Raw genomic sequence first — 10,574 nt, forward strand, 5'->3', positions numbered from 1 at the left:
GCCAGCTCCTATTTAACTCAAGGCAACGACAACTGCGGCTGTGACGATTATGTTCAGCAGTGCCAGGGGAATGAGAATTTCCCACCCCAGTTTCTGCAGCTTATCATAGCGAAAACGCGGTAAGGTCCAACGTACCCAGACATAGACGAAACACATGAGGGTCGTTTTCACCAGGAAGGTGAGAATCTGCAGAAAAGTGACCAGGATACGATCGGCAGGACCGCCGGATACGGCGATCAGATAGACAAGCAGCACGATCTCAATCGCGATCACCAGGCCCCACACCACCTTGGTATAGACCTGTGCTTCGCGCACGCGCGGATCATCGGGTCGAGCGTAGTGGCTTTTATTGTTCTTGTTGATCCATTTGACAAAGAAATAGGCCAGTGCAGGGAGGAGAAGCATGATCAGCACAGTGATCGGCCGTGCATTATTGACCAGGGTTTCAGTGCTGAGCCAGGGGATCTGGAAGCCGCCGAAAAAGAGGGTGACAATGATGGCGCTGGACGTGAATAGAGCCACGTACTCGCCCATGAAGAACATACCGAACTTCATGGAGCTGTATTCGGTGTGAAAGCCGCCGACCAGCTCGCTCTCGCCTTCGACCAGGTCAAAAGGAGTCCGATTGGCCTCGGCAAAGGCAGCGACTATGAAAATGACTCCAGCCAGCGGTTGGAGGACGATACCCCACATGGGAATGAAACCGAAGAGCAACTGTCCTTGATACTGGACGATTTCGGTCAGATTGACCGTACCGTACACGATCAGAACCGAGATAATCGCTAAAGCCAGGGGGATTTCATAACTGATCACCTGAGAGGCTGAACGGAGCCCGCCAAGCATGCTGTACTTATTGTGCGAGGACCAGCCGGCCAGAATGATGCCATACACCGCAAAGCCGACAATGGCCAGGAACCAGAGAATGCCCAGATCGGTCGGTATGGCCTGCATCATGTATTCCTTGCCGTCGAGGACCAGGATATCGGCAAAAGGCACCGCGGCAAAGGACAGAACGGAAACCACAAAAAGGATAACCGGGGCCAGCACAAAATAGAATTTATGCCGGACATGTCCGGGAATAACGTCTTCCTTGGTAACGAGTTTAACCGCGTCGGCGAGATTCTGGACCAGTCCCCCGGCCCTGAACCCGAAAATATTTGCGCGGTTGGGGCCGGACCGGTCCTGGATAAAGCCGGCCCCGCGTCGTTCCATCCATACCAGGACGGCAATGAAGCACAGCGGGACAAAGGCTCCGAAGGCAACCCTGAGAATTATAAGTAAAATATCAAGCTGCGACATTTGAGACCTCGCTATCGGTTAATGCTAATCCCTGTTCAGGGATCTGGGCAAAATCTACTTTGTTCAGAACGGCCACAGAAGCGGTCAGATCTTCCCACGCACTTTCGAGGCTGGTGATCTCTCCCCCCAACTGAGCTACGGCCTGAATCAAGCTGACCGGCGGTGCATTTTTGACAACAGCCACTGCAAAACGCTGCAGTATTCTGTCTGCATTGACGATGGTGCCGCTCTTCTCGCTATAGGAAGCGACCGGGAGGCTGATCGATGCCAGCTGGCTCAAGGCGTCATCATAACTGCCGATGCTGATCAAATTCATACGCTCTTTGAGCTGACCGCAGGCCTCCGTTCCCAAGGTTCTGGTCAGATCGTTTTGAAAACTGACCAAAAGGTCGGCTTCAGCCGCGGCGGCCTCGAAGCCGCTCTGGCTGCTGTCGATGCCCAGCAGATCAAAACCGGCGCGGTTGGCGGATTTATCGTCCTGGATCAGGTAGTCGTCTCCGTCTCCCTGTTTGATATATCCGTCACTGTACCCGCAAAGGGTGGCATTCTGCGATGCGGCCAATTGCTGGATAGCGCGCATCTCCTCCAGGCTGCAGTTGGGCGAGACAACAAACAGCGGTTTCCGCGCCTGGCTCAAGGCCCGTCGGATACCCTCAACGGCTGTCCCGAAATCGGTGGCCTTGCCGTTGAGCATCGCTTGGGTCAAACGCTGCTCGTTTTCAAGTTTGTAGGTCAGCCGTCCCTCATCGCAGATGAAATATCCGTTGACCTGCTCGTTCAATCTCGGCCTGAACCGGTAAATGACATCGTCTTTATATTTTTCCCGGTTATGATCGATGAAAATATTGCACCCTTTGGAGCAACCATGACAGATGCCTTTACTGCTGGTCAGGAACCAGGCGCGTTGTTTGAAGCGGAAATCGCTGCTGGTCATTGCGCCGACCGGGCAGATGTCCACCACATTCAAAGCATAGCGGTTCGCCAGCGGTCGCCCGGGAAAGATGGTGACACGTGCATAATCGGTCCGGTTGACGATACCCAGTTCACCGGTTTTGGTGATCATTCTGGTGAAACGCACACAGCGGGCACAGAGAATACAACGTTCCTGGTCATGGACGACTCCGCAACCGAAGTCGAGATGCTTCGCTTTTCTGACCTGCGGCACGGTCATACGGCTTTTCTGACCGTCATACTGCATGTAATAGTCCTGCAGTTTGCATTCACCGGCCTGATCACAGACCGGGCAGTCAACAGGATGGTTGACCAGCTCGAATTCCATGACATCGTGTTGGATTTTTTTGATCTTTTCCGTATCCAACTGCACTTTCATGCCTTCAACGGCTCTGGTCTTGCACGCAGGGACCAGCGGCGGTCTGCCGTCTTCGATGCCGACAAGACACATGCGACAATTGCCGTCCGCTCCGAGTGCGGGATGATAGCACAGGTGCGGGATTTCAATACCAACAGCGCCTATGGCATCGACCAGATTCTTGCCTGATTCGACCTCGACTTCCTGCCCGTTTACAAAGAGCTTTATCTTTTCAGCCATGGTTATCCTTATCCCCGTTACATCGCGGATTGAGTCGAAGCACCACCTTTAACATAGGCTTCGAATTCATGCCGGAACTTGTTCAGATAGCTGCGCACGGGCATGGTACATGCAGCCGAAAGTACGCATACGGTCTTCATTTCGATGTTGTCGCATAATTCGACCAGAAGATCGATATCCTCGGTACTGCCCTCTCCACGAATGATCTTCTTGACGATTTTCAACATCCAGCCCAGTCCCTCCCGACAGGGGGTGCATTGACCGCAGGATTCGTGGTGGTAGAAATAAATCAGATTTTCGACCAGCTTGACGATATCAACAGTATCATCAAGGACAACAATACCACCGGAACCGAACATGGTCTGGTGTTCAGCCATGGACTCATAGTCAAGGGTCACGGTCTGCGCTTCCTCAGGTGTCAGCACCGGGGTGGAACTGCCTCCGGGTATGACCCCCTTCAGGGTTCTGCCTTCACGCAGCCCACCGGCCACCTTGTCAAGCACCTCGAGCAGCGGCAGGCCCAGGGGCAATTCATACATACCCGGCTTCTGGACCAGTCCGGAAATTCCGAAAAGGTGGGTTCCGGTGCTTTTTTCCGTCCCATAAGCCTTATAGGCGTCGGCACCGTTGGCCAGGATGAAAGGCAACGAGGCAATGGTCTGGACGTTATTGATAATGGTCGGGCAACCGTACAATCCCTCAACCGCGGGAAACGGCGGTTTGCTGCGGGGCTGGCCTTTCTTCCCTTCTATGGATTCGAGCAAGGCGGTTTCCTCGCCACAGACATAGGCTCCGGCTCCGCGATGCACGGTGACATCAATCCTGAAATCCTGGCCGCAGGCCTTTTCGCCGAGATAACCCGCGGCATAGGCTTCATCAATGGCTGCCTGCAGCACCTTCACCTGAGAGGTGTATTCCCCTCGGATATAGATATAGGTGTCGTGGCTGTTGATGGCGTAGGAACAGATGATGATCCCTTCGATGAGCATGTGCGGGTCGCGCACAAGAATGTAGCGGTCTTTGAAGGTGGCCGGTTCGGACTCATCGGAATTGACACAGAGATACACCGGCTTGTCACCGTCCTTGGGCAGAAAGGTCCACTTGAGACCGGCAGGGAAACCAGCACCGCCGCGTCCGCGCAGGCCGCTGTCCTTGACGATGGTCGTCACCTCGGCGGGATCCATGGTGAACAATTTGTCCAGAGTGGCGTAGGCGCCATGCTGCTTGGCCACTTCGAGGTTATGCGCACCCTCTATATCAAACTTTGCACTGAGTATTTTCACTTCCATTTTCGCTCGCCCTCCTTAATTCAAAGTGGCCAACAGCTCTTTGAGTTTTTCTACGTTCATATTTTCGTAGAACTCACCGTTGACCTGCACCACAGGAGCGGAGCCGCAGTGCCCCAGACATTCCACTTCCTCGAGACTGAACATCTTGTCACTGCTGACCTCACCCGGCTTGATGCCGATCTCCCTGTTGAGGAAGTCGACGATCTCCTGTTTCCCGAGCAGGTAACAGGAAAGTGTCCGGCAGATACAGATGTGGTATTTCCCCATCGGCCGAAGGTGGTACATGGTGTAAAAGGTGGCGGCTTCAAACACCTTGCTGGCAAAGGTCCCGATTCGGTCCGCTATGTAGGCGATGGCCTCGGCGCTGATCCACCCTTCCTGCTCCTGGACAAGCCAGAGAGAGGGTAGAATCATCGACTCTCTGGTGGGATAGCGTTTAACCAACCGTTCAAATTCCGCGTCGCGCTGTGCATCAAAAGTGAACGGTACTCCCGTTTCTATTAACTGTGATCGATCACTCATCTGTCCAACTCTCCGCCAATGATATTCAAGCTGCCCAGGTTAATGACGGCATCTGCAATCATTTCTCCCTCAACCATTTCATGGTAGCCACCCATCATGTAGAAACAGGGGGGGCGCACTTTGCATTTATAAGGTTGACCGGAACCATCGGAGACAAAGTGGAAACCGAGTTCGCCGTTGGCAGCTTCATACGAGTCGTACCATTCGCCGGCAGGAACCTGCACCCCTTCGAAAATCAGCTTGAAGTGGCTGGCCAGTCCTTCGATATTGTTGTACACCTCATGTTTGGGCGGCAGGGCAATGGTCCGGTCGTCAATGAAGATCGGACCCTTGGGAACGATTTTCATCGCCTGTCGGATAATGCTGATACTTTCAAAGATTTCCTGATACCGGCACATGATCCGGTCATAGATATCTCCCTTGGAACCAACCGGAATATTGAAATCAAAAGTATCGTAATAGTAGTAGGGGTTGTCTTTACGGAGATCAAAAGGAATGCCCGTTGCCCGCAGGCAGGGACCGGTGAAGCCGTAGGACAGGGCCAGATCCGCGGGCATGACCGCCACGCCCTGGGTCCGGTCGTGGACGATTTTGTTTTTCAGGACCAGTTTGAGTGAGTCATTGACGCCCTGCTCGATGCCTTGCAGCTGCAGTTCCATATCAGACTCCCACCCTTCATAGAAGTCCCGATACATCCCGCCGATACGGGCAAAGGAACTGGTCAGGCGGGCACCGGTCAGGCGGCTGATCAGGTCATAGGAGGCCTCTTTCTGGTTGTAGAGATACCAGTAGTTGGTCAAACCACCCATATCAACCAATTGAGCCGCCAGACAGACCAGGTGATCCTGAATCCGGAAAAACTCACCCATGATAATGCGCATGAATTTGGCCCGGTCAGTGATTTCAACCCCCAGCCAGGACTCAACGGCCTTGGCATAGGCGATGTTGTTCATGAGGGCCGAGCAGTAATTGAGTCGATCCGTCAGCGGAATGACCTGGTTATAGGTCCGATTTTCCGCGGTCTTTTCGAATCCTCGATGCAGATAGCCGATCTCGTTGACATTGGCCAGGATGGTTTCGCCATCAAGGGCGGTCAGAATACGGATGGCACCGTGGGTGGCGGGATGGGAGGGGCCCAGGTTAAGGTACATCACCTGGGTGTTGATGTCGCTCATGGTGGTCTGATCGACACCATTTTTTTCCAGCCTGGCTTTGATTTCCGTTTCCAGACTGTCGGTTTCGTAGCAGATCTGCCCTTGATCGATGACATAATCCTTACGAAGCGGATACCCCTGGAACTGCCAGTGGTTCAGGATTCTGCGCAGGTCCGGATGGCCCTGAAAGTTGATGCCGTACTGATCAAAGGTTTCTCTCTCGCCCCAATTGGCTGCATCCCAGAGATGGGTCGCCGTGGGAACGCCGATGGCCGGGTCGGCAACCGGGGTCCTGACCTGGACCAGCAGGTTCTTTTCCCAGTTCCGCAGGGTGTAAACCACAAAAAACCGGGCCTCCTGGGCAACCGGATAGTGAAGATAATCAACAGCCGTGACATCGAGCAGCAGGCCAAAGTCAAAGGCTGGATCCTTTTTAAGGCGGGTAAGCGTTGAGGTCAGTTGTTCAGGCTGTACCGAGATCACCACAGCCTCCAGATTCGCCGTACAGACCGCATCCGGAAACGCGGCCTGTAATAATTCTAGCGCCGTCGTATTCATATCAGTCAAGAATCCCTTTAAAGTCTTTTTGGCGATCATTGAGCACGGTTTCACTCTTGATCTTGTCCTGAATCTTCATCAATGCATCGAGGACCGCCTCTGGCCGGGACGGGCACCCGGAGATATAGACATCCACCGGAATGATGGTATCTATGCCCTGCACAGTGGCGTAGTTATCGTAGATGCCGCCGGAACAGGCGCAGGCACCCATGGCAACGACCCATTTGGGCTCGGGCATCTGATCATAAATTCGTTTGAGAATCGGGGCCTGCTTGTAACTGATGGTCCCGCAGACGAGCAACAGATCCGCCTGGCGGGGGGAGAACCGAACAACCTCCGCTCCCCACCGGGAAATATCATGCTGGCTCCCCGCAGCGCTCATGAATTCGATTGCACAGCAGGCAGTTCCAAAAACAAACGGCCACAACGAGTACCCACGACCCCAGTTTATGACTGCATCCAGTTTGGTTGTGAGTACCGAATCACCTAAACTAGCTTCTAATCCTAACGCCAATTGAGCACCCCTTTCTTAATTTCATAAACCAGTCCTGTGTTCAGCAGTACCAGGAACACAGCCATTGCCGAAAATCCGTACCAGCCCAGTTCACGAACACTGACAGCCCACGGGTACATGAACACCGCTTCAATATCAAAGAGAATGAAGAGAATGGCGACCAGATAAAACTTCACACTGAATTTCTGATCGGCCAGACCGATCATTCTCTTGACACCGCTTTCATACGGCTCGTTTTTCGCCTTTCCGCCGGCTCGGGGACCAATGAACATTGTTGCCAGCATGAACAGCGGCACAATGATGGCTATTCCGATCAGGGCCATTGCTGACAGTACCAGTTCTGTTTCCATGAATCAGACCTCTTCCGTTAACATAATAAAAAACGAACGTAAAACTTCTGTGTACAACAGGTTACCAAAAGCAAGAAAATGAACGGCTATTCATTACCGACCCAACCCGCATCTGTCAAGAAAAATAGTTCCCGTGACAACAAGGCCCTCTTCTCTGCCATTGCCAACGGCATTTTCTTATTTTTTCCGCAAAAAAAAGGCCGGATTGTGAATCCGGCCTGCATGGGCGAAGGGTGCAAATGGCACCCTTTTAAAAGGGGACATCCTCCCCAGTGGGTGGAGGTTCAAACGGATCACCACCATATCCCGGACCGGAACCACCATACTCACTGCCGCCCCCTCCGCTCGCCCCACGGGGTGAGAGCATTTTCATCTCCCGGGCGACGATTTCAGTGTTGTAGCGATCGACACCGTTCTGATCCTTCCATTTTCTGGTCTGCAACCTGCCCTCAATATAGACCCTGGAGCCCTTGGACAGGTACTCGCCGCAGATTTCCGCCAGGCGGCGCCAGGCGACGATCCGATGCCATTCGGTCTGTTCCTGGATCTGGCCATCCTGCCCTTTCCATCGGTCCGTGGTCGCCACCCTGAAGGAGGTGACCTGGGCACCATCCTGGGTATATCGAATCTCCGGATCAGCTCCCAGGTTGCCGATTAAAATCACTTTATTGATCATTTTTCACCTGCTGATAGATAATTTTGCCATGGCCGCGCACCTTGCATCCCATCCCTGAAACACGACCGACACCATAGCCGACTTGGCCGGTTATTGCAAAACCTGTCTGCAGACCATGGACCCCGATTTCGGAGGTCGATCATCAACAGATATAAGTACGGCCGGACAGCACTTGCTGTCCGGCCGTGAGCAGGAGTGAAACACCGTTGAAGGAACAGTTGTTATTTTCCGGACCCCGCGGCTCCGGTGAATTCCGGATAGGCTTCCAGGCCGCACTCTTCCAGATCCATACCCTGATATTCCACTTCTTCGTCGACACGGATGCCCATTGTGACCTTAATAAGGAACCAGACAATCAGGCTGGCCACAAAGACAAAACCGAAGATAGCGCCAATGCCGGCCAGCTGACCGACCAATGAGGCCTCGTCATTGGAGAAAAGGACCGCCAGCAGACCCCAGATGCCGACCACGCCATGCACCGAAATGGCGCCCACCGGATCATCGATCCGCATTTTATCCAGGAGGACAATGGAGAAAACGACAATAACCCCACCAACGGCTCCGATGCCTGTGGCCAAAAGCAGAGACGGGGTATCCGGTCCCGCGGTTATGGCCACCAGACCGGCCAGGGCGCCGTTGAGTCCCATGGTCAGGTCGGCCTTGCCGAACATCAGCCGGGCGGTGATCAAAGCGGCAATGACACCGGCAGCTGCCGCCAGATTGGTGTTCGCAAAGACCAGGGCCACGGTGTTCGCCGACTCCACGTCCGAGACCTTCAGTTCCGAGCCGCCATTGAACCCGAACCATCCCATCCACAAAATGAACACACCGAGGGTAGCCAGGGGCAGATTCGCACCGGGTATGGCCCTGGCCTTTCCATCAGGCCCGTATTTTCCTTTTCTGGGCCCAAGCAGCAGCACAGCCGCCAGAGCCGCCGAAGCGCCGGCCATGTGAACAATGCCGGAACCGGCGTAATCGGCGTATCCCAGCTCATCCAGAAAGCCCTCGCCCCAGCTCCAATATCCCTGGATGGGATATATGAACCCTGTAAGCACCACGGCGAAGAGGAAAAAAGACCATAATTTCATCCGTTCAGCCACTGCACCGGAGATGATCGACATAGCGGTCGCCACAAAAACGACCTGAAAGAAAAAATCAGCTATGTTCGAATAGACCGGCGCATCCTCACCACCGGCAAGGACATCGGCCACGGTGTTGTCGCCACTGATCAGAAAACCGATGCCGGGGATGATGGAGCTGGCCGATTCTCCATACATGATATTATACCCCACCAGCATATACATGACACAGGCGATGGAATAGAGACCAATATTCTTGGCAAGGATTTCAACAGTATTTTTCGACCTGACCAATCCGGCTTCCAGCATGGTGAACCCGGCAGCCATCCACATGACCAGCGTCCCGGACAACAACAAATAAAAGGTATCCAGGGCATATTGTACTTCAAACAATGCTTCCACGATGTGTTACCTCCACACAGTTTTTGTTTGGTCTGAATAATCCGCGGATAACCGGGATCAGAGTGCTTCCGGACCGGTTTCCCCGGTCCTGATGCGCAGGACATGTTCAAGGTCAAAGACGAAAATCTTGCCATCACCGATCTTGCCGGTGCCGGCCGCCTTTTTGATACCTTCCACCACCTGGTCGACCTGATTATCGTCAATAGCCACTTCAACTTTCAGTTTCGGTAAAAATTCAATGACATATTCGGCACCACGATACATTTCGGTATGCCCTTTCTGACGACCGAAGCCCTTGACCTCGGTGACTGTTACCCCTTTGACGCCAATTTCGGTGAGAGTTTCCCGTACATCACCCAGTTTGAACGGTTTGATGATCGCACTGACAAATTTCATACATTTCTCCTTTTTTCGGCAGTCATGACTTTGCTGACCCTGACCGCCCTGCTGATTGCAAACGCGTCGATTCTACTCATTGATCTGTTGTTGTTTTTCTGTCGATAATGCCCATGCCGCTTTTTCCCGGTTCCCCGACAAAGACGCCAATGATCACCCAACGTTCACCCCGGTGATCAATGACAGTGGCGATGGGGCCACTTTCTCGCTAGGTTTGTGCCGCCCAGCCCACAAGGCTGGTGTCCTTTCCCCGCATATGTATTCCCCCCTATTCCTGATGTACGTGCCCCTCGGAAAACAGTTGCTTGTCCCTGATTCTCGGACCCGTCGGCAAATTGAATTCTGGAATATGCAGTCTACGTCCGTGTTTCAATTCGCCCACGCGTCTCGATGCAGCGCAAAACATTGCATTTCTCGATGAACATGTTGCGTGACGCTTGAGGCTGGAAAGCCTGCTGCCTTCCTCCTTGCCCTTGTTTTCTTTGTTTTAGCAATGATGATGCCATCTATTTTTTATTTAAAAAAACATGAATATCCAACTATTAAGCAACAAGCTTACCTCATGGCACCGCCAAAGCACGTAACAAAAACAAATCATCCATGTAAACTTTACTGTTCATAATTTACAAATTTGTGCAGTTTATTTCAAAAAAGAAGCGCCAACCTTGCCCGGAAACCTGGAAAGGACAAAAGAAGCATTGCAACAGTGACGAAAATAGGAAAAGATGTAAGCCAGACTCCCCAGCCTCCGGTAACACCAAGTGTCCTACCCCGAGGAGACATCGC

At 53.0% G+C, this 10,574-nt stretch carries 11 protein-coding genes; 1 reads left to right on the forward strand and 10 read right to left on the reverse strand.

Features of this window, described 5'->3' with window-relative positions; genetic code table 11:
* Positions 1-12 precede the first annotated feature (12 nt).
* The 10 genes from JWG43_RS00525 to JWG43_RS00570 form a co-directional block, all read right to left on the reverse strand.
* A complete protein-coding gene (locus tag JWG43_RS00525) occupies positions 13-1,299 on the reverse strand; it encodes a complex I subunit 1/NuoH family protein (RefSeq protein ID WP_205240850.1) in 1,287 nt (428 codons plus the stop codon).
* Positions 1,286-2,848 (reverse strand): NADH-quinone oxidoreductase subunit G, encoded by a 1,563-nt coding sequence (locus JWG43_RS00530; RefSeq protein ID WP_205240851.1) that lies wholly within the window; start codon positions 2,846-2,848, stop codon positions 1,286-1,288. Before JWG43_RS00530 ends, JWG43_RS00525 begins: the two co-directional genes overlap by 14 nt.
* Before the next feature lie 17 nt (positions 2,849-2,865).
* Complete coding sequence (nuoF, locus tag JWG43_RS00535) at positions 2,866-4,137, reverse strand: NADH-quinone oxidoreductase subunit NuoF (protein ID WP_205240852.1); 1,272 nt, start codon at positions 4,135-4,137, stop codon at positions 2,866-2,868.
* Between the two features lie 15 nt (positions 4,138-4,152).
* Positions 4,153-4,659 carry an NADH-quinone oxidoreductase subunit NuoE family protein gene (locus JWG43_RS00540; protein ID WP_205240853.1) on the reverse strand — a complete coding sequence of 169 codons (507 nt, stop codon included), beginning with the start codon at positions 4,657-4,659 and terminating at the stop codon, positions 4,153-4,155.
* Complete coding sequence (locus JWG43_RS00545; RefSeq protein WP_205240854.1) at positions 4,656-6,371, reverse strand: NADH-quinone oxidoreductase subunit D; 1,716 nt, start codon at positions 6,369-6,371, stop codon at positions 4,656-4,658. The genes JWG43_RS00540 and JWG43_RS00545 overlap by 4 nt, the downstream gene beginning before the upstream one ends.
* Position 6,372: 1 nt before the next feature.
* The gene (locus JWG43_RS00550; RefSeq protein ID WP_205240855.1) at positions 6,373-6,885 is read right to left on the reverse strand and encodes an NADH-quinone oxidoreductase subunit B; all 513 of its coding nucleotides are present in this window, start codon (positions 6,883-6,885) and stop codon (positions 6,373-6,375) included.
* A complete protein-coding gene (gene ndhC, locus JWG43_RS00555) occupies positions 6,876-7,235 on the reverse strand; it encodes an NADH-quinone oxidoreductase subunit A (RefSeq protein ID WP_205240856.1) in 360 nt (119 codons plus the stop codon). Before ndhC ends, JWG43_RS00550 begins: the two co-directional genes overlap by 10 nt.
* Positions 7,236-7,485: 250 nt before the next feature.
* Positions 7,486-7,911, reverse strand: coding sequence for a single-stranded DNA-binding protein (locus JWG43_RS00560; RefSeq protein WP_205240857.1), 426 nt, complete (start codon positions 7,909-7,911; stop codon positions 7,486-7,488).
* 221 nt (positions 7,912-8,132) lie between these two features.
* A complete protein-coding gene (gene amtB, locus JWG43_RS00565; RefSeq protein ID WP_338033206.1) occupies positions 8,133-9,392 on the reverse strand; it encodes an ammonium transporter AmtB in 1,260 nt (419 codons plus the stop codon).
* A gap of 57 nt (positions 9,393-9,449) precedes the next feature.
* Positions 9,450-9,788, reverse strand: coding sequence for a P-II family nitrogen regulator (locus tag JWG43_RS00570; protein ID WP_205240858.1), 339 nt, complete (start codon positions 9,786-9,788; stop codon positions 9,450-9,452).
* A gap of 430 nt (positions 9,789-10,218) precedes the next feature.
* On the opposite strand from JWG43_RS00570, the gene JWG43_RS00575 reads away from it, so the two are divergent.
* On the forward strand, positions 10,219-10,410 hold the full coding sequence (locus JWG43_RS00575) for a hypothetical protein (protein WP_205240859.1): 192 nt from the start codon (positions 10,219-10,221) through the stop codon (positions 10,408-10,410).
* Positions 10,411-10,574 lie beyond the last annotated feature (164 nt).

It is taken from the genome of Desulfobulbus alkaliphilus (assembly GCF_016918545.1).
GTDB lineage: Bacteria > Desulfobacterota > Desulfobulbia > Desulfobulbales > Desulfobulbaceae > Desulfobulbus > Desulfobulbus alkaliphilus.

Coding starts and splice junctions, on each gene's coding strand:
- JWG43_RS00570 (WP_205240858.1), bottom strand. CDS start 9,788: ATGAAATTTGTCAGTGCGATCATCAAACCGTTCAAACTGGGTGATGTA.
- JWG43_RS00525 (WP_205240850.1), bottom strand. CDS start 1,299: ATGTCGCAGCTTGATATTTTACTTATAATTCTCAGGGTTGCCTTCGGA.
- JWG43_RS00560 (WP_205240857.1), bottom strand. CDS start 7,911: ATGATCAATAAAGTGATTTTAATCGGCAACCTGGGAGCTGATCCGGAG.
- nuoF (WP_205240852.1), bottom strand. CDS start 4,137: ATGGAAGTGAAAATACTCAGTGCAAAGTTTGATATAGAGGGTGCGCAT.
- ndhC (WP_205240856.1), bottom strand. CDS start 7,235: ATGGAAACAGAACTGGTACTGTCAGCAATGGCCCTGATCGGAATAGCC.
- JWG43_RS00545 (WP_205240854.1), bottom strand. CDS start 6,371: ATGAATACGACGGCGCTAGAATTATTACAGGCCGCGTTTCCGGATGCG.
- JWG43_RS00530 (WP_205240851.1), bottom strand. CDS start 2,848: ATGGCTGAAAAGATAAAGCTCTTTGTAAACGGGCAGGAAGTCGAGGTC.
- JWG43_RS00540 (WP_205240853.1), bottom strand. CDS start 4,659: ATGAGTGATCGATCACAGTTAATAGAAACGGGAGTACCGTTCACTTTT.